Origin of the sequence: Burkholderia sp. 4NA327C6 (assembly GCF_005502655.1) — a bacterium.
Taxonomy (GTDB): Bacteria; Pseudomonadota; Gammaproteobacteria; order Burkholderiales; family Burkholderiaceae; genus Burkholderia; species Burkholderia contaminans.
Window position 1 is genome coordinate 25,180 of record NZ_SCNZ01000008.1, and the last position, 26,935, is coordinate 52,114.

Annotated in this window: 26 protein-coding genes; 14 read left to right on the forward strand and 12 right to left on the reverse strand. The window is 65.7% G+C overall.

Going from position 1 to position 26,935, the window contains the following annotated elements; all coding sequences use genetic code 11:
* Nucleotides 1-77 precede the first annotated feature (77 nt).
* From FFS49_RS10585 to FFS49_RS10595, 3 genes are all read right to left on the reverse strand, one after another.
* A complete protein-coding gene (locus tag FFS49_RS10585) occupies nucleotides 78-1,955 on the reverse strand; it encodes a cytochrome c biogenesis protein DipZ (RefSeq protein WP_105815516.1) in 1,878 nt (625 codons plus the stop codon).
* A gap of 37 nt (nucleotides 1,956-1,992) precedes the next feature.
* Nucleotides 1,993-2,523: a peptide-methionine (R)-S-oxide reductase MsrB gene (gene msrB / locus FFS49_RS10590; RefSeq protein WP_039343235.1), complete on the reverse strand. Its 531-nt coding sequence runs from the start codon at nucleotides 2,521-2,523 to the stop codon at nucleotides 1,993-1,995.
* 216 nt (nucleotides 2,524-2,739) lie between these two features.
* Complete coding sequence (locus tag FFS49_RS10595; protein ID WP_137910400.1) at nucleotides 2,740-3,051, reverse strand: hypothetical protein; 312 nt, start codon at nucleotides 3,049-3,051, stop codon at nucleotides 2,740-2,742.
* A gap of 473 nt (nucleotides 3,052-3,524) precedes the next feature.
* Here FFS49_RS10595 and FFS49_RS10600 point away from each other — a divergent pair, with 473 nt between their 5' ends.
* The 3 genes from FFS49_RS10600 to FFS49_RS10610 all read left to right on the forward strand — a co-directional run bounded on the left by FFS49_RS10600 (nucleotide 3,525) and on the right by FFS49_RS10610 (nucleotide 6,917).
* Entirely contained in the window at nucleotides 3,525-4,346 is an 822-nt protein-coding gene (locus FFS49_RS10600; RefSeq protein WP_105815517.1) for a type IV toxin-antitoxin system AbiEi family antitoxin domain-containing protein, read from the forward strand.
* Nucleotides 4,330-5,286: a nucleotidyl transferase AbiEii/AbiGii toxin family protein gene (locus tag FFS49_RS10605; RefSeq protein ID WP_105815518.1), complete on the forward strand. Its 957-nt coding sequence runs from the start codon at nucleotides 4,330-4,332 to the stop codon at nucleotides 5,284-5,286. The genes FFS49_RS10600 and FFS49_RS10605 overlap by 17 nt, the downstream gene beginning before the upstream one ends.
* A 338-nt stretch (nucleotides 5,287-5,624) precedes the next feature.
* The gene (locus FFS49_RS10610; protein ID WP_105815667.1) at nucleotides 5,625-6,917 is read left to right on the forward strand and encodes a divalent metal cation transporter; all 1,293 of its coding nucleotides are present in this window, start codon (nucleotides 5,625-5,627) and stop codon (nucleotides 6,915-6,917) included.
* A gap of 205 nt (nucleotides 6,918-7,122) precedes the next feature.
* Here the strand turns inward: FFS49_RS10610 and FFS49_RS10615 are convergent, their stop codons facing one another.
* From FFS49_RS10615 to FFS49_RS10635, 5 genes are all read right to left on the reverse strand, one after another.
* Complete coding sequence (locus tag FFS49_RS10615; RefSeq protein ID WP_226285463.1) at nucleotides 7,123-7,929, reverse strand: NAD(P)-binding domain-containing protein; 807 nt, start codon at nucleotides 7,927-7,929, stop codon at nucleotides 7,123-7,125.
* Nucleotides 7,926-8,732 (reverse strand): oxidoreductase, encoded by an 807-nt coding sequence (locus FFS49_RS10620; RefSeq protein ID WP_105815520.1) that lies wholly within the window; start codon nucleotides 8,730-8,732, stop codon nucleotides 7,926-7,928. Before FFS49_RS10620 ends, FFS49_RS10615 begins: the two co-directional genes overlap by 4 nt.
* A 32-nt stretch (nucleotides 8,733-8,764) precedes the next feature.
* Nucleotides 8,765-11,905, reverse strand: coding sequence for an efflux RND transporter permease subunit (locus FFS49_RS10625; protein ID WP_105815521.1), 3,141 nt, complete (start codon nucleotides 11,903-11,905; stop codon nucleotides 8,765-8,767).
* On the reverse strand, nucleotides 11,902-13,020 hold the full coding sequence (locus FFS49_RS10630) for an efflux RND transporter periplasmic adaptor subunit (RefSeq protein ID WP_105815522.1): 1,119 nt from the start codon (nucleotides 13,018-13,020) through the stop codon (nucleotides 11,902-11,904). Before FFS49_RS10630 ends, FFS49_RS10625 begins: the two co-directional genes overlap by 4 nt.
* Before the next feature lie 82 nt (nucleotides 13,021-13,102).
* Entirely contained in the window at nucleotides 13,103-13,720 is a 618-nt protein-coding gene (locus tag FFS49_RS10635) for a TetR/AcrR family transcriptional regulator (protein WP_039341302.1), read from the reverse strand.
* Nucleotides 13,721-13,797: 77 nt separating this feature from the next.
* On the opposite strand from FFS49_RS10635, the gene FFS49_RS10640 reads away from it, so the two are divergent.
* Nucleotides 13,798-15,258, forward strand: a complete 1,461-nt coding sequence (locus tag FFS49_RS10640; RefSeq protein ID WP_105815523.1) for an efflux transporter outer membrane subunit — start codon at nucleotides 13,798-13,800, stop codon at nucleotides 15,256-15,258.
* A 20-nt stretch (nucleotides 15,259-15,278) separates the two neighbouring features.
* Nucleotides 15,279-15,713 (forward strand): TetR/AcrR family transcriptional regulator, encoded by a 435-nt coding sequence (locus FFS49_RS10645; RefSeq protein WP_105815524.1) that lies wholly within the window; start codon nucleotides 15,279-15,281, stop codon nucleotides 15,711-15,713.
* Nucleotides 15,714-15,922: 209 nt separating this feature from the next.
* Here the strand turns inward: FFS49_RS10645 and FFS49_RS41955 are convergent, their stop codons facing one another.
* Nucleotides 15,923-16,312 carry a hypothetical protein gene (locus FFS49_RS41955; RefSeq protein WP_171026750.1) on the reverse strand — a complete coding sequence of 130 codons (390 nt, stop codon included), beginning with the start codon at nucleotides 16,310-16,312 and terminating at the stop codon, nucleotides 15,923-15,925.
* Here FFS49_RS41955 and FFS49_RS10650 point away from each other — a divergent pair.
* The 5 genes from FFS49_RS10650 (at nucleotide 16,197) to FFS49_RS10670 (ending at nucleotide 19,971) form a co-directional block, all read left to right on the forward strand.
* The gene (locus FFS49_RS10650) at nucleotides 16,197-16,727 is read left to right on the forward strand and encodes a chorismate mutase (RefSeq protein ID WP_171026752.1); all 531 of its coding nucleotides are present in this window, start codon (nucleotides 16,197-16,199) and stop codon (nucleotides 16,725-16,727) included. The genes FFS49_RS41955 and FFS49_RS10650 overlap by 116 nt on opposite strands.
* 263 nt (nucleotides 16,728-16,990) lie before the next feature.
* Entirely contained in the window at nucleotides 16,991-17,536 is a 546-nt protein-coding gene (locus FFS49_RS10655; RefSeq protein WP_105815668.1) for a thioesterase family protein, read from the forward strand.
* 369 nt (nucleotides 17,537-17,905) lie between these two features.
* Complete coding sequence (locus tag FFS49_RS10660) at nucleotides 17,906-18,499, forward strand: cytochrome b/b6 domain-containing protein (protein WP_224755703.1); 594 nt, start codon at nucleotides 17,906-17,908, stop codon at nucleotides 18,497-18,499.
* Between the two features lie 2 nt (nucleotides 18,500-18,501).
* Nucleotides 18,502-19,293, forward strand: a complete 792-nt coding sequence (locus tag FFS49_RS10665; protein ID WP_105815527.1) for a molybdopterin-dependent oxidoreductase — start codon at nucleotides 18,502-18,504, stop codon at nucleotides 19,291-19,293.
* 63 nt (nucleotides 19,294-19,356) lie between these two features.
* Complete coding sequence (locus FFS49_RS10670) at nucleotides 19,357-19,971, forward strand: hypothetical protein (RefSeq protein WP_105815528.1); 615 nt, start codon at nucleotides 19,357-19,359, stop codon at nucleotides 19,969-19,971.
* Nucleotides 19,972-20,105: 134 nt separating this feature from the next.
* On the opposite strand, the gene FFS49_RS10675 is transcribed toward FFS49_RS10670, so the two are convergent.
* Together FFS49_RS10675 and FFS49_RS10680 are read right to left on the reverse strand one after the other, a co-directional pair.
* Nucleotides 20,106-20,936, reverse strand: coding sequence for an oxidoreductase (locus FFS49_RS10675; protein WP_105815529.1), 831 nt, complete (start codon nucleotides 20,934-20,936; stop codon nucleotides 20,106-20,108).
* Between the two features lie 103 nt (nucleotides 20,937-21,039).
* Nucleotides 21,040-21,786, reverse strand: coding sequence for a glucose 1-dehydrogenase (locus FFS49_RS10680; protein WP_105815530.1), 747 nt, complete (start codon nucleotides 21,784-21,786; stop codon nucleotides 21,040-21,042).
* A gap of 136 nt (nucleotides 21,787-21,922) precedes the next feature.
* Here FFS49_RS10680 and FFS49_RS10685 point away from each other — a divergent pair, with 136 nt between their 5' ends.
* From FFS49_RS10685 to FFS49_RS10705, 4 genes are all read left to right on the forward strand, one after another.
* The gene (locus FFS49_RS10685; RefSeq protein ID WP_105815531.1) at nucleotides 21,923-22,792 is read left to right on the forward strand and encodes a LysR family transcriptional regulator; all 870 of its coding nucleotides are present in this window, start codon (nucleotides 21,923-21,925) and stop codon (nucleotides 22,790-22,792) included.
* 87 nt (nucleotides 22,793-22,879) lie between these two features.
* The gene (locus FFS49_RS10690) at nucleotides 22,880-23,305 is read left to right on the forward strand and encodes a RidA family protein (RefSeq protein ID WP_105815532.1); all 426 of its coding nucleotides are present in this window, start codon (nucleotides 22,880-22,882) and stop codon (nucleotides 23,303-23,305) included.
* A 208-nt stretch (nucleotides 23,306-23,513) separates the two neighbouring features.
* On the forward strand, nucleotides 23,514-24,719 hold the full coding sequence (locus FFS49_RS10700; protein ID WP_105815533.1) for a zinc-dependent alcohol dehydrogenase: 1,206 nt from the start codon (nucleotides 23,514-23,516) through the stop codon (nucleotides 24,717-24,719).
* Nucleotides 24,720-24,748: 29 nt separating this feature from the next.
* The gene (locus FFS49_RS10705) at nucleotides 24,749-25,072 is read left to right on the forward strand and encodes a four-helix bundle copper-binding protein (RefSeq protein WP_105815669.1); all 324 of its coding nucleotides are present in this window, start codon (nucleotides 24,749-24,751) and stop codon (nucleotides 25,070-25,072) included.
* A 9-nt stretch (nucleotides 25,073-25,081) separates the two neighbouring features.
* On the opposite strand, the gene FFS49_RS10710 is transcribed toward FFS49_RS10705, so the two are convergent.
* Nucleotides 25,082-26,674 carry an ATP-binding protein gene (locus FFS49_RS10710; protein ID WP_105815534.1) on the reverse strand — a complete coding sequence of 531 codons (1,593 nt, stop codon included), beginning with the start codon at nucleotides 26,672-26,674 and terminating at the stop codon, nucleotides 25,082-25,084.
* Nucleotides 26,675-26,935: the final 261 nt, after the last annotated feature.

A 26,935-nucleotide genomic window follows, 5' to 3' on the forward strand; every position in this document is an offset into this window, starting at 1 on the left:
ACGGTGTGCTCCTTCGAAAGGCGGTAGGGGAAGCGGGGGGCCCGGATGCGGCGCCCATGCGCCGCGTCCTGCCGGGATCAGCCGAACGTGAACGCATACGCATTCACGCCGGGATCGAGAAACTCGATCGAGAACGTGCGGTCTGCGATCGCGCCGGGCTGCCGGACCAGCTGGTACAGGCGCTGCCCGGTCACGGTGCCGTAGCCTTGTGCATCGACGTCGCTGCCGTGCGCGGCACCGGGCGCCGCGCCGTCGAGCGTCACGCGAAAGCGCACCGGCTTGCCGTCCTCGCCGGGGCCGAGCACCAGGTGCAGGTCGCGTGCATGGAAGCGGTAGACGATGCGGCCGGCCGGCGCCGTGAGCGTCGCGCGTTCGGCACCGACCTGCCACGTGCCGGCGAGGCCCCAGTCGTTGAGATCGGGTCGCGCCGGCTCGGCGTAGCGGTACGCCGCGTCGCGCACGACACCGCCCGGCGACATGAAGTCCTCGGCGCGTGCGTAGCCGACGTAGGTCTCGGGCGAGCGGACGTCCGCATTGTCGGCTGCCGCGAGCGCACCCTTCGCGGGCGCGCCGGCGAGCCCGATCGGCACGTTCAGCGCTTCCGGATGACCGGCCTCGGCGAGCAGCGACTGGATCGCGCGCTCCGATTCCGCGTATTCGCCTTCGCCGAAGTGGTGGCGGCGCACGCGGCCCTGCGCGTCGACGAAGTAGTGTGCGGGCCAGTATTCGTTGCTGAACGCGCGCCAGATCGTGAAGCGGTTGTCGATCGCGACCGGGAAGTCGATGCCGAGGTCGTGCACGGCCTTCTTCACGTTGCCGATGTCGCGCTCGAACGCGAACTCGGGTGCGTGCACACCGATCACGACGAGCCCGTACGGCGCGTACTTGCGTGCCCATGCGGTCGTGTACGGCAGCGTGCGCAGGCAGTTGATGCACGAGTACGTCCAGAAATCGACCAGCACGACCTTGCCGCGCAGGCCGGCCGCCGTCAGCGGCGGCGAGTTCAGCCACTGCACCGCGCCGTCGAGCGACGGCAGCGTCCCTTCGACGGGCAGCGCGGCCGTCGCATGCGTCGTATCCACCGCGCGCATCATTGCGCCGCCAGCGATCGGCCCGCCGTTGACCTGCGCGCTATCGACAGCCGCGGCCATCATCGCGCCGCCATTCGTGTCGACGGCGGTGTTGGCGGTGGCGGCCATCGCCGCCGGTGCGCCGGGTGCGCCGTTCGAACGCCCGCCGAGCCGGTCGACGAGCTTCGTCTCGAGCCCGCCCGTCGTGACGGTCGACAGCTGCGCGAGCGCACCCGTATCGAGGCCGAGCGCGATCGCGCCGACGCCGGCCAGCAGCGCCGCGCCGATCCCGCGCTTGATCCATTCGCCGGCGCCGAGCGAGCGCTTCATCGCGGCGAACACCTTCCCGCCGATCACGAGCGCGACGCCGAGCGACGTCGCCGCGCCGGCCGCATACGCGACCAGCAGCAGCGTCGTGCCGACGCTGGCGCCGCGCAGCGCGGCCCCGGTCAGCACGAGCCCGAGGATCGGGCCCGCGCACGGCGCCCACAGCAGGCCGGTCGCGACGCCGAGCAGCAGCGACGACGCGGGGCCGGCCGGGCGGCCGTCGCGTTGCGCGAAGCCGGTGAGCCGGTTGCCGGCGGCGACGAGCGGGCGCGTCAGGTGTTCCGCGACGCGCGGCATCAACAGGGTCAGGCCGAATACCGCGAGCAGCACGATGGCGACCCAGCGGCCAGCCTGGTTGGCCTGCGCGACCCAGCCGCCGCCGACGGCCGCGAGTGTCGCGACGACGGCGAACGTGAGCGCCATGCCGACGAGCAGCGGCAGGCCGCTGCGTACGAACGGCTGGTCGGCGCGCGCGAACACGAACGGCAGCACGGGCAGGATGCACGGGCTCAGGATCGTGAGCACGCCGCCAAGATAGGCAAGGACGATGAGCAGCATGGTGCGTTCTCCAGTCGGTCGGGAGTTCGGGGCCGGATCAGGCGGCGGCGGGGTGGAAGGTGAGCGCGAGGCCGTTCATGCAGTAGCGCAGGCCGGTCGGTTGCGGGCCGTCGTCGAACACGTGGCCGAGATGGCCGCCGCAGCGGCGGCAGTGCACTTCGGTGCGGATCATCCCGAACGACGCGTCGGTGTTCGTTGCGACCGCGTGGTCGAGCGGCTTCCAGAAGCTCGGCCAGCCCGTATGGCTGTCGAACTTGGCGGCCGACGAGAACAGCGCGAGGTTGCAGCCGGCGCACGCGAACGTGCCTTGCCGGTGCTCGTCGTTCAGCGGGCTGGTGTACGGCCGCTCGGTGCCGGCTTCGCGCAGGACCGAGTACTGGGCGGGCGTGAGCCGGCGATGCCATTCGGCGTCGCTGAGGGTGACTTCAAACGGGGCGGCCGTCTGCGGGGTGGCCGGCGATGCGGCGAACGCACGGCCGACCAGCGCGCGGCGGCCGACGGACGACAGGGTCGCGAGCACGGCGAGGCCGGTGGCGCCGGCGAACAGCAGATGTCTGCGGGTGGGCATGATGGGCTCCTGGCAGCAGGTCCTGAAAATATGCGCCCATCGTAGTCAGCGGCCGGTGTCGAAGTCCTCACGGAAAGTTAAATGAATTGTGATGTCTCAGGTGTTTCGTGGGGGTGTGCTGGAATCCGTCGAAGATCCCATTGGCAAGGGGCCTTGAGCGGGTGAGCCGCCGATGTTTACCGAGTACGGGTTCGCGCAGCGATTTTTAGTGTTTTTTTAGTGTTCGTAGCGTTGCGCGGTGAATCCGGACTTTGGCTTGCCGATCAAATCGGACTGGGGAATGAACGTTGTTTGACTGCGGTCGCGAATCACACCGAGCGTCTGATGCGCATTGATAGACGGATGAGTTTGCAAGCTGGCGCGACCGACGTGTGGTGTGCGTGTGGGCGCAACGGTTTGACAGTTTTTACGTAGAAACTTCAGGGGGCGAGTCAGGACGTGCGCGGCTGCCCAGTGAAAGAGGGGCACGATGCGCTCCGCCGAAGCGGTCCATGTCGAGGCAGGATCCGGCGGAATGAAGGAGAACATATTAAGGGCTATGTTGCCCTTCGTTTCGGGACATCGCGCCAAAGCTCTACGCTCGGGGTGGTTCTGTATGTTCGGCGTTGGCGCCGAAGGCTTGGAGGTTTTTCCGATCCGGGTGGGACCGCCGTAGGCGGCTTTGTCTCAAACGGTGCTGAATCTCAATTGCAGGCACCTACATTTAGCGTGGCGAAAGGCGAGGGCCCTGCCAGACGGATTGTTTAATTCTCTCCGCGGTGCGGAGAGAATTAAGGGTTTGAGCGGTCGGTGGCAGGTAAGCCACCCACATATCGATATGTCGTCGCTCTCGACGCTGCAAAGGTCAGAAGAGGGGCCTTCCGGATTCCCTTGTGCCGGGCGCGCCTCGGTCGAGGCTGGTTTGCTTGTCGTATAAAAAGATCGCTAAGAGTGATCTTTTTTATCAAAATTCAAACCGCCCTGCCTTGGCAGAAGTTTCCAGAAGGTGTACTTTGTTCACCATGAGTGAACAAAATCCAGGAAAATTAAACCGGCTGCTAGCTGAGCTGGGTGACACGAGCTTGGTGTCGAGCCGCTGGCTGCGGGTTCACGGTTACTCCAATAGCCTCGTCGCGCGCTACGTGAGCAGCGGTTGGCTGGTGTCGCCGGCGCGCGGCGTCTACCTGCGCAAGAGTGGGCGCCTACAGTGGGAGGGCGTGGTTCGCAGCCTGCAGGTTGGGGAGGGCATGCCGCTGCATGTCGGAGGTCGTTTTGCACTCAGCCTGCAGGGGCACGAGCACTATCTACGTCTGGGCGATGCCGGCACGATCACCCTGTATGGGGCGGAGCGGCCACCCGCTTGGATTGGCAAACTGCCTCTGACGCAGTGTTTCGAGTATCTGGGGAAGGGGCCGTTCGATTGGCCACCCATGCCGTTCGAGGCGAAGACGTCCGCGACGATGCTGTCCGAACAGGGCCTGGCGTGGCATCAGGCCGCACCCGGTGCCGATGCCTTGGTGTGTTCCACGCCGGAGCGGGCCATGCTGGAGCTGTGCGCTGACGCCTCAGACGCTGCCTTGATCTACGAGGTGGATGCGCTGATGCAGGCTATGACCACACTGCGGCCGCAGCGGGTCGGCGTATTACTGCGCCATTGCCGAAGCATCAAAGCCAAGCGGCTGTTCCTGGCGTTGGCCGAGCGCCATCGGCATGCATGGCTACCGCACGTGCCGCGGGATGGTATCGATCTGGGTCGGGGAAAGCGCGCGCTGGTGCCTGGCGGCCGCTTGCATCCGGTCTACCAGATCACCTTGCCGGGAGACCTCGATGAACACCTGGCTTGATCACTGGGATCGGCGCTATACCGACCGCGTACGGCTGCTGGTCGAGATTCTGCCGGCGCTGGCGCAAGAGCCGCGCTTCGCGCTCAAAGGCGGTACGGCGATCAACCTGTTCGAGCACGACCTGCCCCGGTTGTCTGTGGACATTGATCTGGCCTGGTTGCCGGTGCATGACTATGCCGAGGACGCAAGGCTCATCGCTGAAGCGCTTGGGCGGCTGGCTGATGTGCTGCGCGCCCGGCCTCTGCAACTGCAGGTGCAATTGTCGGCAGGCGAGGGCGCAGGCGTCACGCGACTGGTGGCCAGTCGCGGTCGTGCACGCGTGCAGATCGAGACGACGCCGGTGATGCGCGGCACGGTGCATCCTGCGCGGAACATGGTGGTGCGCCCGAGGGTCGAGGAGGCATTTGGCTTTGCTTCGGTGCAGGTGCTGCACTTCGCCGATCTTTATGCCGGCAAGCTGGCTGCGGCATTGTCGAGACAGCATCCGCGCGATCTTTTCGATGTCGGCTTGTTGCTGGAAGACGAGCGCGCGGATCAGGCGCTCTGGCGAACCTTTCTTGTCTACCTGACCTGCAGCCCCAAGCCTGCGTGGGAAATGCTGGCGCCCCGCGTGCCTGCGGATTTCACCGCGACCTTTGAAGCGCACTTCAGGGGGATGACGGCAGAGCCTGTCGAAGCCCAGGTCCTGTTGGGGATCCATGAGCGCCTGCTGGCGCGTGTGGCCGGGTGGCTGGATGAGCCGTCGTGCGCATTTCTGCGATCAGTGGAAGGTGAGCGGCCGGACTTCGATCTGATCGGACTTCCGCATGCGGCCGGGTTGCCAGCCGTGCGACGCAAACTCCTCAACCTGGCCCAGCGCACCGACGCCAAACGAGCGGCCGATAGGGGTCTGTTGGAAGAAGCGCTGGCGCGGATCGTCGGCGCCAGATCGTCACGTTGAGACCAAAACGACGCGACCACTTAAACCCTATGAATCAGGCTCATTATGAGCTTCGGGCGAAGTTTCCCGGGGATCCGGCACGGCCTGCTGAAATCCGACCGCGCCTCATCTGACAAGGGTGTTCGGAGAGCCACCGGCTTCCGCGCAAATCCTCCACGAGCCACAACTTTCGGGTGTGTTTCCATCGTTTGCGACGTCCGTGCCGGCCTGCTTCGAGCGAACAGGGCAGCCCGAGGCGCCAGCCGCCTCCAGCGTTTCAGCCGGCCGCGACACAATCGCCGGCATCACCTCCAGCGGGAATGCGGCTTGCGACAGCGCACCCCGGGAGGCCGATGACCATGGGCGAGAAACAGGTGTTGGAACAAGAGGACGCGGACGATGCGCAGCCGGGTAAAAGCTGGCTACGCCGCCTCGGTCCAGGGTTGACGACCGGGGCGGCTGATGACGACCCATCCGGCATCGGAACGTATTCGCAGGCGGGCGCCCAGTTCGGCTTCAATCTGCTCTGGACCCTGCTGCTGACCTACCCGCTCATGACGGCGATCCAGCTGGTGAGTGCGCGTATCGGGCGCGTCACCGGGAAGGGCCTGGCGTCGAACATTCGAGCCTGCTACCCGATCTGGCTGCTTTATGGCGCCGTCGCGCTCCTTGCGATCGCCAACGTGATCAATATCGCGGCGGACCTTTCAGCGATGGGGGCAGCGGTCGACCTGCTCTTGCCCGGACCACAACAACTCTATGTGGTGGCACTCGGTGTCTTTTCTGTCGTGCTTCAGGTGCTGGTTCCGTACGAGCGATACGCCCGGCTGCTCAAATGGACCGCGATGGTCCTGTTCGCTTATGTGGCAGTGGCGCTGATTCTCCCTATCCCCTGGTCCGAAGTTGCTCGCGCGGCGATTTGGCCGCATATCCAGTTGAGCCCGACCTATCTGACCACCGTGGTCGCCGTGCTCGGCACGACTATCAGCCCGTATCTGTTTTTCTGGCAGGCCTCCCAGGAAGTCGAGGAGTTGCACGCGGCGCCGCGTGATCATCCATTGCGCCGCGCCCCCTTTCAGGCGCCGGCTCAACTGCGCCGGATCAGTTTCGATACCTGGTTCGGCATGGGCGTGTCGAACGTGATCGCCTTTTTCATCGTGCTGACCGCTGCCGCGACGCTCCATGCGCATCACATCGTCGTCAACACATCGGCCGACGCGGCGCGTGCACTCGAACCGTTGGCGGGCCACTTCGCCTACGTCCTGTTCGCGCTCGGCATCATCGGCACCGGCTTGCTGGCGCTTCCGGTGCTGGCCGGCTCGACCGCCTATGCGATGGCGGGGACCTTCAAATGGAGAAACAGTCTCGCGTTACGCGCGACGGTCGCGGGAGAGTTCTATGCCGTCATCGCTGCCGCGGTCGCGATTGGACTGATCATGACGTTCGTTCATTTCGACCCGATTCGCGCGCTCTACTGGAGCGCCGTCATCAATGGGATCACGGCAGTGCCCATCATGGTGGTGATGATGCTGATGGCGCAGAGCCGGCGCGTGATGGGCGAGTTCGCAATCAGAGGACCGCTTGCGTGGGGAGGTTGGCTCGCGACGCTCGCCATGGCGCTCGCGGCGGCCGGAATGCTGCTGCCGGGATGAGCCGGCAATCCGGATGGACGATGTGTACACCTGACGCCGACGTCGCCCACTTGCTTCGATCCTCCGAGTGCGCGAATTTCCCAAGGCCCGCGAGATCCAGGATGTGCACCGCTCCGTATTCGGCGGCGATCAGGCCTGCATCGGACAACGTGCGAAGCGCGCGATGTAAGGGATTGGCGGAAAACGTGCGTACCGCTCGTACGGCTTAGCAAGGATCGAAACCGTCGATCGCATTCGCCCCGCGATTCATCCTGACGATATCCTCATGGCGCGGATCCGCGCCGAGCTTCGCGAACTGCTCGGGCATCCGGTCGCGTTTGGCGGCGGCGTCGCCACGTATCGCCGCGGCAAGCGCGGCGCGCGTCGTCGGTGCGTCCCAGTCGCAACAATAGGCGGGCGTCGACGGCTGCTGCCGCCACGATTCCTCCAGTGACCCGGCATCCACCGGGTCGAAGCCGACCGCATCGACGAGCGCCATCGCGACTTGCTTGGCATCGCCTTCGTCCCCGGCGACCGCCACTGCCAGACGTCCGGGCGTGCCTTCCGGCATGGCGTGCTCGGCGAGCGAATAAGCGAGGATGTTGTTGAACGCCTTGATCACGCGACGGCTGAGTCGATGCGAGACCCACACGCTTTCGGGCATGCCGCCGTCGATGTCGGCGATGCGCGGATCGCGCAGGCCGGGGTAATAGTTGCTGGTGTCGATGATGGGCACGTTCGCGAGCACCGCGTCGAACAGATGCGGCGGCAGCTTCGCCATCGCCGGCAGCGGAATCGCGAGAATGATCGCATCGGCGCCGCGAACAGCGCCCGCCACGTCGACGGCGAGCGCACCGATTTCATTCGCGAAGGACTGCACGTCCTCCGGTCCCTTGGAATTCGCGATTCGCAGGTTGTGTCCGGCTGCCTTCAGCCGGCGCGCCAGCGTCCCGCCGATATTGCCGGTTCCGATGATGCCGATTTCCATGGGGGATACCTCGTTCAAGACTGTTTCGTCGGCCCGCCGTGTCACGCGAGATGAAATTTCTTCCGCAGGCTCGCATCGACCGGGCCGGCCGGCATGAAGCGCCGCAACTTGCGCAGCAGCGACGCCTCGCCGCTAGGTGTATGCCGCATCCGCCATGCGCCGAGCGCCGCGTCGACGACGGTGGCGGCCACGCCCTCGGGGGGCGGCGCGGTTTTCACGCTGTGGACGACGGCGCGCGACGCAAGCGTGCGCTCGCGGTCATAAGCCGCAATCGGTGCGCTTGCCTGCGGCGCGTTGACGTCCAGGTTGGTCCGCGTAAACGACGGCTCGACCAGCGTCGCGCGAATGCCGAACTGGCGCAGTTCGTGATCCAGCGATTCGGTCAAACCTTCCACCGCATGTTTGGACGCCGAATAGAGCCCCATGTACGGCGCCGGCAGGAAGCCGAGCACCGAGCTGACATTGACGATCCGTCCGCGCCCCTGTGCCCGCATGTGCGGAAGCACGGCGCGGGCCGTACGCATGATGCTGAATACGTTGGTGTCGAACAACGCTGTCGCTTCGGTCACGGAGGTTTCCTCTACCGCGCCGATCAGGCTCGTGCCCGCATTGTTCACGAGTACGTCGATGCGGGCGGCGCGATCGATGATCGTTTGAATACCCGATTGAACGGATGCGTCGTCACGCACGTCCATCTCGACCAGCTCGACGCCGGCGACGGGCGCCGTTTGCGCGATGCTGCGCACGGTGCCGAACACGCGGCACCCGCGTTTGGCGAATTGTTCTGCGGCGACGCGCCCGATGCCCGACGAAACGCCGGTGACGACGACAACGGTGGAATGCGACATGACTGCTTCCTTCGATAGGGTGAATAGCGTCATCAATCGCGCGCATCCAGCACGGGCTGAAGCGCGGGCTCGGCCGGCGAGGCCGGCTCATGGCCGCCGTGGCGCGCGGCGGTGGAATGGCCGGGTCGGATCCTGAACCAGATCGCATACATCGCGGGCAGGAACACGAGCGTGAGGACCGTCCCGGCGAACGTGCCGCCGATCAGCGTGTACGCGAGCGTGCCCCAGAACACCGAATGCGTGAGCGGAATGAACGCGAGCACGGCCGCCATCGCGGTAAGAATCACCGGGCGCGCCCGCTGCACGGTCGCTTCGACGACCGCATGGAACGGATCGAGCCCCGCGTGTTCGTTCTGGTGGATCTGGCCGATCAGGATCAGCGTGTTGCGCATCAGGATCCCCGACAGCGCGATGAGGCCGACCAGCGCATTGATGCCGAACGGCTGCCCGAACAGGATCAGCGTGGGCACCACGCCGATCAAGCCGAGCGGGCTCGTCATGAACACCATCACCATCGCGGAGATCGAGCGCACCTGGAAGATGATGATCACGAGCGTGACCGCCAGCATGATCGGGAAGAGCGGCAGCATCGCCTTCGTGGCCTTGCCGGATTCCTCGATGGAGCCGGCTTCCTCGATTCGATAGCCGCTCGGCAGCGCGGCGACGATCGGCTGAAGCTGCTTCGTGATCGCGGCCGACACGTCCGGCGGCTGCAGGCCGTCGGCGATGTCGCCGCGCACCGTGAGCGTCGGCACGCGATCGCGCCAGCGCATGATCGGCTCTTCCATCCGCACGTCGACCTTGCCGACCTGCGACAGCGGGATGCGCTGCCCGTTCGCGCCGGCGAGCGTGAAATCGTCGAGCCGCGCCGGGTCGAGCCGCGTATCGCCGCCCGAGCGCGCGATGACCTGTACGGTCCGGATATCCTCGCGCACCGCGGTGACGGGCACCCCGGTCAGCAGGAACTGCAGCTGCTGCGCGACCGCGCTGGACGTCAGCCCGACGGCCTGCAGGCGGTCCTGCTGCAACGTGAAGTGCAGCGTCGGCGCGCGCGTGCCCCAGTCGGCATTGACCGTGCGCATCATCGGGCTGCCGTGCATCACACGCTCGACGTCGGTTGCGATACCGCGCAGCTTGTGCGGATCGGGGCCCGTGATCCGGTAGGCCACCGGGAACGGCGAATACGGGCCGAACACGAGCTGCGTCACGCGCACTTGCGCTTCGGGCGCGAGGCCGTCGGCGATGGCGCGCCGCAGCCGCGCCTTCAGCGCTTCGCGCTCGTCCTGGCTATCCGTGCGGATCACGATTTTCGCGAACGACGGATCGGGCAGCTCCGGCCCCATCGCGAGATAGAAGCGCGGCGCGCCCTGGCCGACGTACGCGGTGACGATCCGCGCTTCCTTCTGCTTCGCGAGCCACGCCTCGACTTTCTGCGTGGCGGCGCTCGTTTGCGAAATCGACGTGCCGTACGGCATCTGCACCTCGACCAGCACCTCGGGGCGATCGGAGATCGGGAAAAACTGTTTCTTCACGATCGCCATGCCGAGAATCGCGAGCACGAAGAGGGCAACGACCGAACCGGCGACGAGCCATTTGCGGGCGATCACGCGCGTCAGCAGTTGCCGGAAGCGGTTGTAGCGGGGCGTGTCGTAGATCGCATCGTGGCCGCCTTCGAATTTCCTGAGGTTCGGCAGCATCTTCACGCCGAGGTACGGTGTGAACGCGACGGCGACGACCCACGATGCGATCAGCGCGATCCCGACGATCCAGAACATGTTGCTGGTGTATTCGCCGGCGGTCGAGCGCGCGAAGCCGTTCGGCATGAAGCCGACCGCGGTGACCAGCGTGCCGGCCAGCATCGGCGCGGCCGTATGGCTCCACGCGTAGGCTGAAGCAGCCACGCGGTCGTAGCCTTCCTCCATCTTCACGACCATCATCTCGATCGCGATGATCGCGTCGTCGACCAGCAGCCCGAGCGCGAGGATCAGCGAGCCGAGCGTGATGCGGTCGAAGTTCTTGCCGGTCGCGGCCATCACGACGAACACGATCGCCAGCGTCAGCGGCACGGCCGCGGCGACGACGAGCCCCACGCGCCACCCCATGCTGACGAAGCTCACGAGCATCACGACGAGCAGTGCGGCGAAGAACTTCACCATGAACTCGTCGACGGCCGAGCTGATGTTCACCGACTGGTCGGTGACCTTGGTCAGGCTCATGCCGAGCGGCAGCGCCGCGTTGATCGCGCCGACTTCGCGGTCCAGCGCGCGGCCGAGCTCGAGCCCGTTCCAGCCGTCGCGCATCACGACGCCGAGCAGCAGCGCGGGTTCGCCGTTGTTGCGGATCAGGAAGGTGGACGGATCTTCGTAGCCGCGCTCGACGGTCGCGATGTCGGACAGTTTCAGCGTGCGCCCCTGCGAGACGATCGGCGTGTCGCGAATCTTCTGCAGCGTGTCGAACGCGCCGTCCACGCGAATGAAGATCTCCGGCCCGCGCGTCTCGACGGAGCCGGCCGGTGTCAGCAGGTTCTGGCCGTTGAGCGCGGCGAACACGTCCTGCGGGCTCACGCCGAGCGTCGCGAGCCGGTCGTGCGACAGCTGCACGTAGATGCGCTCCGCCTGCTCGCCGATGATGTCGACCTTCTTCACGCCCGGCACATGCAGCAGCCGCTGGCGCTGTGCCTCCGCATCGCGCACCAGCAGCCGCTGCGGTTCGCCCTTGGCCTTCAGCGCGAACAGCGCGAACGTGACGTCCGCGTATTCGTCGTTGACCAGCGGGCCGATCACGCCGGCCGGCAGATCGCTCGATACGTCGCCGATCTTCTTGCGCGCCTGATAGAACTGCTCCTGCACCTCGGACGGCGGCGTGCTGTCGAGCAGCGTCAGCGTCGTGAACGCGAGGCCGGGGCGCGTGTAGGTTTCGCTGCGGTCGTACCAGCGCAACTCCTGCATGCGCTTTTCGATCTTTTCGGTAACCTGATCGTGCATTTCCTGCGCGGTCGCGCCCGGCCATGCGGTGACGATGGTCATCACCTTGACGGTGAAGGCCGGATCCTCCGCGCGGCCGAGCTTGAAGAACGACACGAGCCCCGCGAGCGAAATCAGGCAGATCAGGAACAGCGTGATTGCACGCTCGCGCACCGCGAGCGCCGACAGGTTGAAGCGGCGTTCGCTCACGGCCGACCTCCTTCGCTCGCGAGCGTGGCGGCCGGTGCCGACACGCGGACCGCTTCGCCGTCATGCAGCAACTGCGCGCCGAGCGCGACGACCCGGTCGCCCTGCTTGAGCGCGCCGGACACGCGTGCACTGTCGTCGTCCAGATGCTCGACCGTGACCGCCCGCCACCCCACCTTGGCGGGCTCGCCTGCGACGACCCATACGCCGGGCCCTTTGCCCCCGTCCAGCAGCGCGCCGATCGGCACCTGCAGGCCGGCTTGCGGCGCCGCGCGTGCGTCGTCCGGTATGCGGATCGTGACGGTCGCGCCCAGCGGCGCGGCGGCCAGCGTGCCTTGCAGCACGTAGCGCGCTTCGAACGTGCGCGTTCGCGCATCGGCGGTATCGGAGAGCTGGCGCAGCGTGGCGGGGACATTCGAGCCCGGCTTGCCGAACAGCTCGGCCTGCGCGACGGACCCGACCGCCGGGCGCAGCGTTTCCGGCAACTGGATCACGGCTTCCCGGCTGCCGGCGTGTGCGAGCCGCACCACCGGCTGGCCGGCGCTGACGACCTGACCGGGCTCGGCGAGCGTTTCCATCACGACGCCGTCGCCGTCCGCGACGAGTTCCGCATAGCCGGTCGCATTGCGCGCGACGCCGGCGTCCGCCTCGGCCGCGCTCAACTGGGCTTTCGCGGCATCGGCCGCTGCCTTGACCTGGTCATAGGCCGATGCCGATATCGCGCCGGTGCCGCGCAGATCGCGGTAGCGCGCTTCGTCCTCGGCGGTCTGCAGTGCGCGGGCCCGTGCCGCGGCCACGGCTTCGTCGCGTGCGCGCGCCGCGAGCTTCAGGTCAACGGGATCGATCCGCATCAGCGGCTGGCCGCGCCGGACAGTCTGCCCGGTATCGACGAGCCGCTCCAGCACCTTGCCGGACACGCGGAAGCCGAGGTCGCTCTCCACGCGGGCGGCGACGGTGCCGGTAAACGAACGGGACGCGGGCGCGGCTGCCTGGACGATGGCGGTACGCACGAGCGGTGCCTCCGTGCGCGGATCGGACGGCGCTTTTCCGCTGCAGGCGGCTAGCGCGAAGGGCAGTGCGGAAGCGACTGCGAGGAGAGCGAGGCGACGCCGGACCATGAAAGACCCACTGACGAAGTGATCGGGGCTTTCATTTTGTATCTAGTGACTAAAATAGTCAATGGTCACAAATGGTGTCGGGTCATGGGGCGAGGCTGCGGAGCACCAGGCTGGACAACTGCGCGGGCGCGGCGTCGGTCGTGTCGAGGTTGTACTGCAGCAGCAGCGGATTCAGGTACGGCCGCATCACGAGGTAGATCGCCGACGCGGTTTCGTCCAGCGGCGTCTTGCGCTCGAACTCGCCGCTTTGCCGGCCCGCCTGCAGCACGTCCTGCAGCAGCTTCTGCACGCGCGCCTCGTAGGCCTGCACCGACTGCCAGTTGCCGGTGGCGGCCGACGCGGCGATGTCGTACAGCTTGCGATCGCGGAAGAACAGCCGCAGGCTCGCCTCGGTAAAGACCTTGAACATGCGCCGCAGTTTTTCGGTCGGCAGTTCCGCTTCGGCGACGGCAGTGCGCACGTCGGTTTCGATTTCGTGCAGGCAGTTCGCGCAGATCATCTCGCCGATCGCCTGTTTCGACTCGAAGAACTTGTAGATATAGGCCTTCGAGAAGCCGATGGACTTCGCGAGGTCGGACACGGTCGTCTTCTCGTAGCCATACCGGCTGAAGTGCTCGGTGGCGGCGGCCACGATCTGATCGCGCACGTCATGATCGGCCGGACCGCGCGCGGGCACGGGGGAAGCAGAGGTTTCTTTCATGGATTGCGGCTGGCAGGGATGGACAACGAGTGACTATTTGGTATTATAGTCACTACCTGGTCTTTGCTGAAACCGTCATGCTACCGAAACCCATCGTTGCCGCGGTGCTTGCCGCGCTCCTGTCGGCGGGATGCGCCGTCGGTCCCGACTACGTGCGGCCGGATGTCGCGATGCCGCAGCGCTTCCTGGGCCAGCGCGCCGTGGAGCAGCGGCACGCGGCGGCTGACGCGGAGCTTGCGACGTGGTGGACGGGCTTCGGCGATCCGCAGTTGACTCGGTTCATCACGCTCGCGCTCGCGCAGAACCTCGATCTCGCGCAGGCCGCGGCACGCGTGACGCAAGCGCGTGCCGCACTCGGTGCGGCGAATGCGGCGCTGCTGCCGTCGGGCAACGTGACGGGTCAGGCGGCGCGCGTCTACCAGTCGGTCGAAACGCCGTTGGGGCGCGTGCTGAATTCGACGCCCGGTTTCGACCGTCACGGCAACGACTACGAGGCCGATTTCAACGCGAGCTGGGAGGTGGATGTGTTCGGCGGGTTGCGCCGCGGGCGGGAAGCCGCGCTCGCCGACTATCAGGCATCCGAAGCGGCGGCGGTCGCCACGCGCCTGGCCGTCGCCGCGCAGACGGCGGACATCTACATCACGATTCGCGGGCTGCAGGGCCGGCTGGAGGTCGCGCGGCATCAGGTGCAGACCGAGCAGGACCTGTTGTCGACCATCAACCTGCTGTATGGAAAGGGGCTCGCGGCGGAGCTTCAGGTCCGGCAGGCCGAAGGCGCGCTCGCCCAGGTTCGCGCAACGGTGCCGGTACTCGAAGCGGCGCTGGACGAGGCGATGAATGCGCTCGACGTGATGCTCGGCTCGCAACCCGGTACGTATCGCGCGGAATTGCTCGACGGTGGCGACGTGCCGGTTGCACCGCGGCTCGCCGCGACGGGCACGCCGGGCGAACTCCTCAGGCGGCGGCCCGACCTGATCGTCGCCGAGCGGCGCCTGGCGGCATCGAACGCGCGCATCGGCGTGGCCATTGCCGAGTATTACCCGAAGTTCTCGCTGAGCGGGTTGATCGGCAGCGCGACGACGATGGGCGCGGGCAACCTGTTTGCCGGCGGCGCGAACCAGGCTGCCGGCGTGCTCGGCTTGCGCTGGCGTTTGTTCGACTTCGGGCGGATCAATGCGCAGATTGCCGACGCCAAAGGGAAGGATGCCGAAATGCTGGCCGCCTATCGACTCGCGGCGCTGCATGCCACCGAGGACGTCGAGAACGCGTTCTCGGCACTCGTCAAACGCGACGAACAGGCGGCCGTTCTCGCCGGCGGCGTGGATTCACTCGGCCGCGCGAGAGCCGCGTCGTTCGCGGCGTACCAGAAGGGCGTCGTCAGCCTGATCGAAGTGTTGCAGGCCGATGAAAGCCTGCTGCGCGCTTCGGATGAGCGCGTGCAGGCGAAAACCGAAGCGGCTCGGGCGTCGGTGGCTGCGTTCAAGGCGCTCGGCGGAGGATGGCAAGGGGCGGCGCCTGAGGCTGTTGCCGGTCGGTAACGGCCGTACGTAGCGACGCCGTGGCGGGGCGTGACGTCGTCGCCCTGTTCTTTGTGCGAAGTTCGGAAAGCCGCGAACTCACCCGTCGGGACCTACTCGACGCTGCCGCGCTGGGCATCGCGGAGAAGGGGCTGGCAGCATCGAGCAACGAGGACATTGTGGCGCACGCCGGGTACACGCACGGCGCGTTTTACTCGAAATTCAGGAGTGCGAGTGAGCTTTTCGTCGAACTGCTTCGCGTCAAGTATCGCGACATTCAAGGCAATCGGGAGACCTTGCTGCGGGATGTCGCGGTATCGTCAGAAACGGTTCAACAGCAGTTCGCTTTGCTGTATGCACGCTGCCAATCGAGCACCGTCGACTACGTCGTTTGGGCCGAGTCCCGCCTGCCGGCAGAGCGCGATGTGTATTTGCGCGAGCATGTGAGGTTATGTGTGTCGAACGACGCGACATGATTGCGCGTCTCTTGGGGCACAGCGGGCTGCCCAAGCACGCCGTGAACGTTGGGAAACTGAATCCAGGCGTTCGATTTTAGAAAAGACGCTGCTACCGGCGTTGCTGAACAAATTAGCGCGCCCGTGAACACGGCTAGCGCTAGTTGTGAACGCCTACAGCATCGAACGGCGGCCCTCACGAATCGGAAATCCCTTGCACGTTGGATCGGTCATTTGACCGATGTGCACCGGTCAAATGTTTTGCGATTCTTCAGTGACGGAGAAGATGGCGTAGACACCATGACTTGTAGCGTGCGGGAAGGGAAAAGCGGCGTGGCCGCTACTGCCACCCAGGAATGGGCGCCGAGGGCGCCGCGACCTGACGAAACGAGGGCGTATAAATCGAAGGTCGAGCGTTCGACTCCTGCACCAGATGGAATTGCCCGCAGAATGAAGTTCAGATCCTGGAGATCATGTCTTTTGATAAGTTCGCTCGCCACTGTCATGTTATCTACATCGCCGTCGGCAGCGGTACCTTCAGGCAACGCATCGACGTTAAGCGCATTGTTGGACCTGACGGCGGCACGGCTACGAATTGCGAGGCAGGTCACACTGAGCAAGTGGGACTCCGGAAAGCCCGTGGAGGATCTTTCGAGAGAGTCTGAGGTGATCGCTGCCGCGGTAAAGGAAGCGCGAGCCAACGGAGTACCGGCCAAGTTGGCAGACCATTTCTTCACGGATCAAATTGAAGCCAACAAGCTTGTCCAGTATGCGCTGCTGGCTGAATGGCGGCGTTCTGATCACGCCCCGGATGATGCGCGTGCGGATCTCGAGAAAGAAATACGTCCCGAACTCGACCGTCTCAAAAGCGGGTTCATCCATGTACTCGCACAATCCGGTGAATTTCGGAATCTTACTGACTGCAGCGAGCGCATTTCTCGTGCAACTCACGAGTACATCGCGACCCACTCTTTGAATTCGCTCTATGCACTCGCCATGGATCGCGCGCTTGCTCGGATTTGCGAGCGTGATTAGCAACGTCCATAACAAACACACCACGAATCGCGTATCTGTTTCGTTTTGTGTCGTCACCGACTATCGAGGAGGCGTTCAGTGGGCAAATGTTGCCCGGTAACACGGACGTCGCAGACGGCCGCAGCGTGCATATGTGCGAATTTCCGCCTTGCGTTCTGGCCGCATGGAAGGATTAATTTCGGTTTGCTAACGCAGGCTGCCTCCCGTCCGGTATGGATGCCGTGACGCGCGCTCTGCGACGGCACCGTCAAAACTCGCGATTCATGAATCTACTGCTACGTTTGTGTCTTACGTTCCTGCTGAGCCTGCGTCGTCAGCGACTGCACATTCTCGACACGTGTGTCACGCCGTTCCGCGTGTGGCCCAACGACCTTGATGTGCTGCGCCACATGACCAATGGCCGCTACTTTGGCATTCTCGATCTGGGGCGGGTCGATCTGCTGCTGCGCTCGCGCGTCTGGCAACGCGTCAACGCGCAAAGGTGGTATCCCGTCGTCACGCTCGAGACGATACGATTTCATCGATCGCTGCATCTGTGGGAGCGCTACGACGTCGCGACGCGTGTGATCGGTTGGGACGAAAAGCATGTGTTCCTGGAGCAGGGGTTCAGCCGTGGCGGGATGCAGGTCGCGGTCGGTGTCGTGCGAACCCGCTTCCTGAAGCGCGGCGGAGGTACCGTGCCGACGGACGAACTACTGGCGGGGATCGGCGTGACGCAGCCATCGCCCGAGCTGCCCGAATGGGTCGTGCAATGGAGCCGAGCCGAGGGTGGGATGGCGGTACATGCGGAATCTGTTCTGCAGACTTGACGCACCGCGATGTCAGCCGCTCACGCACATGCCGTCAGCGGTCGCCATGGTCTTCGTCGGCGCCGGAAGTTTTCCGGCGCAGTGACGGCATTTGGCGGGATGAATCCGCCACCTTCAACGCGCGCGAGCGGCGGGACGTGGTCGACGTCGAAGCGAACCTTCGACTGGGCGGCCCGCGCTGACGCGTCGCGTGGCGGACTACCGCCATTGTTCCGGCGAGCCGCCTGACCATCGGCTCGACAGGAGTCCGAGCGGGGTCGGTCGTTCGACCGATACCGCTGCGTCGCGGCAATTGCGATCCTTCTCGTCACGCCCATGTCGCCACGGCATGACGCGTGCACCATCCGCAAGGTTACGAGGAAGTTCGCTTTGAAACGTTCGACGATTCATCCGCTGTGGGTCCGTCTTCTCCACTGGATCAATGCCGCCGCAGTCATCGCCCTGTGCCTGAGCGGCTGGCAGGTCTACAACGCGTCGCCGATTTTCAGGGCGGTCACGTTTCCGCCTTCCATCACGCTCGGAGGCTGGCTGGGCGGTGCGCTCCTCTGGCACTTCGCGGCGATGTGGATCCTGGTCGGCAACCTGTTCGCCTATCTCGTGCTCGGCATTGCAACAGGGCGGCTGCGCAGGAAGCTGTTGCCGCCCGGCATGCGCGCGCTCCTTTCCGATCTCGCCGCCGCGCTGCGCGGCAAGCTGGTCCACGATGATCCCGCGCAGTACAACGCCGTGCAGAAGTTCGCGTATCTCGGCGCGCTCGCCGATATCGTGCTGCTCGTCCTGTCGGGGCTCGCCATCTGGAAACCGGTGCAGTTTGCGGTCCTGAGGACATTGATGGGCGGATTCGACAACGCGCGCATCGTTCATTTCGTCGCGATGAGTGTGCTCGTCGGTTTCTTTGCGGTTCACGTCGTGATGGTCGCGCTCGTTCCGCGCGCATTGCTCACGATGATTCGAGGGCGCTGATCATGAATGAACCCAAACGTTCGTCGCGGGCCGACCGCGTCTCGCAGCTCGATTCGCATGCGATCGTCAAGGATGCGCGCAACGCACTCCAGTCGACGCAACGCCGCCTGTTCGGCAAGCGGATCCTCACGCTCGGCGGCCTGATGCTGCTTTCCGGCTGCGACCTGACCGACGACCAATCGGTCAACACGATGCTGCGCCGCGTGTCGTCGTTCAACGACGACGTGCAGGCGTCGCTCTTCGATCCGCGCAAGCTTGCGCCGACGTATCCGGAGTCGATGATCGCGCGGCCCTTTCCATTCAACGCGTACTACGACATCGACCAGGTGCCGGACGTGGATGCGGAGAAATATCGGCTCCAGCTCGGCGGGCTGGTCAAGGGCAAGCGTACGTGGACGCTCGACGAGCTCCATGCGCTGCCGCAGGAAAGCCAGGTGACGCGGCATATCTGCATCGAAGGGTGGAGCGCGATCGGGAAGTGGGGCGGCGTGCGATTTTCCGATTTCCTGTTGCGCGCCGGCGCCGACACCACCGCGAAGTACGTCGCGCTGCATTGCGCCGACAACTACTGGACGAGCATCGACATGCCGACCGCGCTCCATCCGCAAACGCTGCTGACGCTCACCTATGACGGCCGCGTCTTGCCCGCGAAATACGGCTTCCCGATGAAGCTGCGCATGCCGACCAAGCTCGGATACAAGAATCCCAAACACATCGTCGCCATCACGGTGACCAACGCATTCCCGGGCGGTTATTGGGAAAACCAGGGATACAACTGGTTTGGCGGCTCCTGAGCCCTTGGCCCTGGACACCTCGCCGGTCACGTTCTCGATCGCAACCTCATCAAAGGAGCATTCATGTCCATTCGACTCAAACTCGCCGCCTCCGCCGTCGCGGCTACGCTGGCCGGCACCGCGTTCGCGCAATCCGCCGCGAGCAAGCCCGAGCGCATTCGTGGCGACATCGTCGCGTTTTCCGGAGACAGCCTGAAGGTCCATCGTCGCAGCGGCGATACCGTGCTCATCAATGTCGCGGCGTCGACCAACGTGAACGCGGTGAAAGCGATTCAGCTTTCCGATATCAAACCGGGTTCCTATGTCGGCGCAGCGGCCACGCCGGGCGAGAACGGCAAGTTGATCGCGAAGGAAGTGCTCGTATTCCCCGAAGCCGCGCGCGGCATGGGTGAAGGCCACTATGCGTGGGATCTCGCCGCGAACAGCTCGATGACGAACGCGAACGTGGATACCGTCGTTCAAGGCACGAGCGGGCGCGATCTCAAGCTTTCGTACAAGGGCGGCAGCAACACGATCAACGTGCCGCCCGACGCGCCGGTCGTGACGCTCATCCAGGCGACGCGCGCCGATTTGTCGGCGGGCAAGAAGATTTTCGTCGTGGCTACGCCGGGTAAGAACGGGGGATACGACGGACGCCAGATCGTGGTCGAGAAGGACGGGGTAGCGCCTCCGATGTAAGCCGGCCGCCGGCGGGCGACTTATCGTTCGCCGGCGTGCCACCGGACGGCGGTCGACAAGCCGATGTTCAACGACCGGCGGCGTGTCCGCGATTCGTTTTCGCTCGGGCCGACCGTTGCGTCGGCCCGACACCGTCAATCGAAGTCGGTCGCGATGGAGCGCGCGCGCCATGCGTCGATGTCCTGGCGGAACGCCTTCAGCTTGCGCTCCGCAATGGCATGGGCACTCGGTCCGATCGGCAGGTGCAACGGTGGATCGTCCGAGTCGATCGCCTGGATGATCACCGCGGCGGCTTTGGCGGGATCGCCTGCCTGATGTCCGTCATTGCTGTCGCGGTAGTTGCGCGCGGAGCCGGCGGTTGCCGAATAGTCGCCGATTTGCTGCTTGGCGACCGCGATCGAGCGCCCCAGGAATTCGGTTCGAAACGGACCGGGCTCCACGATGACCACGCGAATGCCCATCGGTTCGACTTCCTGCGCGAGGGCCTCCGACAGGCCTTCAACGGCAAACTTCGTCGCGTTGTAATAGCCGCGGCCCCCCGAGCCGGCGATACCGGCACCGGACGACAGGTTCACGATCCTGCCGCCTCCGGTGCGCCGCATCAGCGGCAACGCCGCACGCGTCGTCTCGATGAGCCCGAAGACGTTCACGTCGAATAGCGGTCGGTATTCGTCCGGCGTGCCTTCTTCGATTGCGCCCATGAATCCATGCCCGGCGTTGTTGACCAGCACGTCCAACCTGCCGAACGTTTCGGTCGTCAACGCAATGGCCGCGTGTATCGTCTCCGGCTTCGTCACGTCCAGCGCTGCAACACGCAGCGTGTCCGGATAACGCCGTGCCAGATCGCGCAGCGTTTCCGGCGCACGCGCCGTTGCCACCACGTGGTCGCCGCGCGCGGCCGCCGCGCGTGCGAGATGCAGGCCGAAGCCGCCGGAGCAGCCGGTGATCAACCAGGTCTTGTTCATGCATTTCTCCTTTCGCTCGATTCCGCGTTTCGATACGCTCGACGGGGCAGGTCAATATGCGCGCCGGTGCGGGATCGGCGCGCGTTCCCGCGAGCATGGCGCGTCAGCGCATGCCGCCCGACGCGAGAATGATTTCGCCCGTCATCCATCCCGAGTCGTCCGACGCGAGAAACGAAACGATCGGCGCGATGTCCCGCACCTGGCCGATGCGGCCGAGCGGTGTCTGGTCCGCGTTCCACGTCTCGAAGTCCGAGCCGATGACTCCGGCGGCATGGGTGCCTTCGGTTTCCACCAAGCCGGGGTTCACTGCATTGACCCGGATGCCGCGCGGGCCGAGTTCCCGCGCGAGCACGCCGGTGATGGCGTCGATTGCGCCTTTCGTGCCGCTATAGATGGCACTCTCGGCCGGAAGGACGCGCGTGACGTTGGAACCGATGTTGACGATGCTGCTGCCGTTGCCCAGGTGCGGCGCAGCGGCGCCGGCGACCAGCAGCCGGCCGAGCACGTTGACGTCGAATTGCTCGCGGTAGCGCGCCTCGGTGGTCTCCTCGATCCTGGCGAACTGGTAGACGCCGGAGTTGTTCACCACGATGTCCAACCGCCCGAAATGGTCGATGGCCGCGTTGACGAGTGCCTCGACCTCCGCCTTGTTCGTCACGTCGGCGCGCACCGCCAATGCCTTCCCGCCGGCGGCCTGAATGTCCCCGACGACCTTTTCGGCACCGGTCGCGCTGGATGCGTAGTTGACGACGACCTGTGCGCCGTCGGCCGCAAGCTGGCGCGCGATGCCTGCGCCGATGCCTTTCGATGCCCCCGTCACGATCGCGACCTTGCCCTTCAACTTGCCCATGTCTTCACACTCCGTAGAGTTGGCCCCGAGCGGGGCGGTTCGGTAGATGAAGGTCACCATCGTGAGGCCCACACAATTGTTTGTGAATGGTCGTTCTTGTATATTGAATGTACATTTTTGAACGAGGCTTCGTCGCATGGAATGGAGTGATGTCCGGGTCTTTCTGGCGGTCAAGCGGGGCGGATCTTTCGGTGCGGCAGCCCGAAGCCTGGGCGTGAGCCATCCGACGATCGGCCGCCGGATCAAGGCGCTGGAGGATGAATCCGGGCAGGCGCTGTTCCGCAGGACCGCGGATGGGCTGGTGCTCACCGACGCAGGCGATACCGTGCTGAGCCTCGCCGAAGCGATGGAAAACGCCGCGCTGGCCATGGAGCGGCGTCTGGCCGGTAATCACGATCGCCTCGAAGGCATCTTGCGGATATCGTGCGCAGAGTGGTTCGCCGGCTACGTTCTCGCGCCCGTTCTGGCGGAACTGGTGCGCCGTCATCCGGCCGTGGTGCCGGAAGTGATCGCGAGCTACCGATTGCTGAGCCTGTCGCGTCGCGAGGCCGACCTGGCCTTCCGGATCGTTCCTTTCACCGAACCGGACATTGTCCAGCGCCGCATGATGAGCGTTCCGTACGGTCTTTACGGCACGGCGGAAACCGCACGTGCGTTGCGGCGCGATCCTGCTTCGGTGGGATTGATCGTGATGAATACGGCGCAGTCTCATTTCCCCGACGTCGCCTGGCTGCTCGACAGGTTCCCGCGGTCGCGGCGCGTGTTCACCAGCACGAGCCGAGCCGTTCAGGGCCGGATGTGCGCGGCAGGCATGGGCGTGGCGGTGCTGCCGCGACCGCTGGGCGACGCGATACCGGCAGTGCAGCGCATCGAAACGCCGGAGCCGCCTCCATCCAGAGACATCTGGGTGGGTTACCACCATGACCTTCGGCATATGGATCGCTTGCGCGCGATGCTCGATATCGCCGATACGATGCTGACCGAATCACCGATTGCCGCTCGCTGAGTTGAATTTCGTGGGTGCTCCCGGCCAGATACGGTCATCATCCGGGCCGCGGTGAGTGACCGCTTCAATCCTTAAGGGGTAACACACATGACCGTCCGTGAATTGATCATCCCGCCGACGATGCAACGTATCGTGGAGCGCGCCGGTTACGTACCGGCCGTGAAGGTGGGGTCCATTGTTTTTTGCGCCGGACAGGTCGGGCGGACGGTTGACCTCGAAGTCATCGCCGATCCCGAAGCGCAATTCCTGGCGTGCTGGGAAAATTTGCGCGTGGTTCTGGAAGCGGCTGGGTGCACTTTTGAAGATGTTGTCGATATGACGACGTACCACGTGCAGATGGGCACGCATATGCCCGTATTTCGCGAGGTGAAGAATCGGGTCTTTCCACGCGGCACATGCGCGTGGACGTCGATAGGCGTGACCGAACTCGCGCATCCCGGCTTGCTGGTCGAGATCAAGTGCGTGGCAGTAAAGCGAGATGCCGCTGCGACGGGAGCGTCTGCCAACAGCTGAAGGGCGGCCGTTTTCCGCGAATTCCCAGCGGTAGGGCGCCAGCTCCGGCGACAGGCGCGAGCCGATACAGCGGTGCCGGACGAGTTCGTCCGGGTGGTCCGGCGCGGCCGCACCGCGGAGCGCATTCAGATGATGCGCATCAGGGCTCGTTCCTTGCTCGATTGCGTTCTCGGTAGTTCCGAGAACGTTCGAACAAGGAGAGCCTGACATGAAAGCAGTCGTATTTCACGGTATCGGCGACATTCGCATCGACACGGTGCCCGATCCCGAAATCACCGAGGCGACCGACGCGATCGTGCGCCTGACGGCCAGCGCGATCTGCGGCACCGACCTGCACATGGTGCGCGGCACCCTCGGCGGGATGAAGCCCGGCACGATCCTCGGCCACGAGGGTGTCGGCATCGTCGAGACGGTCGGGCGCGACGTGCGCAACCTGCGGCGCGGCGACCGTGTGCTGATCCCATCGACGATCGCATGCGGCAGTTGCGCGTACTGCCGCGCGGGCTACACCGCGCAATGCGATGTCGCGAACCCGGGCGGCCCGCGTGCGGGTACCGCATTCTTCGGCGGCCCGGCCGACAGCGGCGCGTTCAACGGGTTGCAGGCCGAATACGCGCGCACGCCGCTTGCGCACGCGAGCCTGATCCGGCTGCCGGATGCGATCGACGACGATCGCGCGATCCTGATGTCGGACATTTTTCCGACCGGCTATTTCGGCGCGCAGCTCGCGGAAGTGCGCCCGGGCGATACGGTCGCCGTGTTCGGCGCGGGGCCGGTCGGCCAATTCGCGATCGCGAGCGCGAAGCTGATGGGTGCCGGGCGCGTGATCGCGGTCGACCGCGTTGCGTCGCGTCTCGAGATGGCGTGCGCGCAAGGCGCGGAAATCGTCGATTTCGCGGAGGACGATCCGGTCGAAACGGTGCTGCGGCTGACGGGCGGAATCGGCGTCGATCGCGTGATCGACGCGGTGGGCGTCGACGCGATGCGCGCGACGCACGGGCCGGCCGCGGCCGATCGCGACGCGGCGCAGGCATTCGATGCGGAAGTCGATGCGATCGCGCCGCACCGCAAGCCGGACGGCCGCAACTGGGTGCCGGGGGACGGACCGTCGCAGGTGCTGCAATGGTCGGTGCGCGCGGTCGCGAAAGCCGGCACGGTCGCGGTGATCGGCGTGTATCCGCCGGCGTCGCGCGTGTTTCCGATCGGCGATGCGATGAACCGCAACCTGACGATCAAGATGGGCAACTGCAATCACCGCACTGTGACGCCGCCGCTCGTCGAACTCGTGCGCAGCGGCGCATTCGACCCGCTGTCGGTGCTCACGCGTTGCGAGCCGCTGACGAATGCGATCGATGCGTATCGCGCGTTCGACACGCGCGAGCCGGGCTGGATGAAGGTGAAGCTGACGCCATGACGATGCCGACCGAAACCGTGAGGACTGCGATGAACGATCAGTACGACAATTGCATGGCCGCTTGCGACGCGTGCGCACACGCATGCGATACGTGTGCGGCCGCGTGCCTCGCCGAACGCGATGCGCATGCGCTGGCCGCCTGCATCGCGCTCGACATCGAATGCGCGCAGCTGTGCCGCTTCGCGTCGGGTGCGATGGCGCGCCGCAGCGTGCTCACGCCCGGCGTCTGCGCGCTGTGCGCTCGAGCATGCGACTTGTGTGCGGCCGAATGCCTGCGGCATGCGCACGATCATTGCCGCCGCTGCGCGCTCGCGTGTGAAGCATGCGCGGCGATGTGTCGCGTGGTGGCTTGAGCACGGCGGTCACGGGTTGTCGCGAACGCCGCGCGCGACGCGCTGCAGCAGCGCGTCGAGCACGGTTATTTCGACGGGCTTCACGAGGTGCTCGTCGAAGCCGGCGCGTTCGGTGCGCTCGAGGTCCGCCGCGCTGGCATGTCCCGACAGCGCAACGCAGGTCGCGTCGCGCAGCGCGTCGATCGCGCGCAGTTCGTGCAGCAGCGTGAAGCCGTCGACGTCGGGCATCGTGAGGTCGAGGATCATCAGCTGCGGCGCGTAGTCGCGGGCGAGCGCCAGAGCGTCGTGCGCGTTGTAGGCGACGCGCGGCGCGTGTCCTTTCACCTGCAGCAGCACGGCGAGCGTGTCGGCCGAATCGCGATTGTCGTCGACGATGAGGATACGGAGCGGCGTCGTGCCCGTCCGCTCGGGCTTGACCGACCCGGGCACTTCGCCGCGTGTCGCGCGCGCCACGCGGTCGATCGGCAACCGCACCGTAAACGTCGCACCGTGGCCGGGGCCGTCGCTTTCGGCCGAGATGCGCCCGCCGTGCAGTTCGACGAACGTCCGGCAGATCGCGAGACCCAGCCCGAAGCCGTCGGTCGGCCGCCGGCCCGCTCCGCTTTCCTGCTCGAACAGGTCGAAGATGGTTTCGAGCGCGTCGCGCGCGATGCCGACGCCCCGATCGGTCACGCGGATCGCGACGACCGGCCCCTCGATCCGGGCGCCGACGTCGATGCGTCCGCCGAGCGGCGAGAACTTCGACGCATTGTCGAGCAGGTTGTGCAGCACCTGGACGAGCCGCGCATCGTCGCCGTGCAGCGGCACGGCATCGGACGGCAGATCGACGTGGATCTGCTGCCCGCGCGCGGCCAGCTTCGGCTGGATGCTTTCGACGCCGCGGCACACGATGTCGCGCACGTTAATGGGGCGGTCGTCCAGCTCGAGCTTGCCGGCGGTGATACGCCCGACGTCGAGCAGATCGTCGACGAGCCGCGTCAGTTGCGTGACCTGACGATGCACGGCATCGCGGCACTGCGCGAGCGCGGGTGCCGGGTTGGCCAGGCTCTGCAGTACGCCGACCGAATGGCGCAAGGGCGAGAGATGGTTGCGCAGCTCGTGCGCGAGCATCGCGATGAACACGCTGAGCCGGTGCGTCGACGCTTCGAGCTCCTCGAGCCGCTTGCGCTCGGTCATGTCGCGCGTGATCTTGATGAAGCCGCAAAGCTGGCTCGAGTGATCGTGCACGGGCGTGATCGTCACGCTCGCCCAGAATTGCGAGCCGTCCTTGCGCACGCGCCACCCTTCATCCGCGAAGTGGCCGTTGGCGGCCGCTTCGGCGAGCCCGAGCGACGGCCGGCCGGCCGCGATCGCGTCGGGCGGATAGAAGCGCGAGAAGTGGTGGCCCACGATCTCGGCGGCGCGATAGCCCTTGATGCGCGCGGCCCCCGCGTTCCAGGTCGCGACGTTGCCGTGCGGATCGAGCATGAACACCGCGTAGTCGGTGATCGACTCGACCACCGTCTGGAACCGGAACTCGGCGAAGCGGTGCAACAGGTCGCGCGCGTCGGATTGCCCGAGCGGCGGGGGAGGCGAGAGAGGATCGATGTCGTCTTTCATCATCGGAGCAGCTTGGCGAAGATGGGTGGGCAAGCGCCGACCGGCCGCCGTCGGGCGGGCCGGCGGCGGCAGTACGAATCGGATTGGCACCCCGAAAGCATAAGGGAACTCAATTCGGCTGATCAATGGGTGCGCATCGGTCGTGCCGATCGTCGTGCGCGCCGCGCGCAATCGGTTCCGGCGGTGCCGTTGCGCGGTGCGGCATGCCGATTGCACGCGCATCCGTTCCGCAAGCCGCGCCGCGGCCGCGAGCCTCGCAAGGAG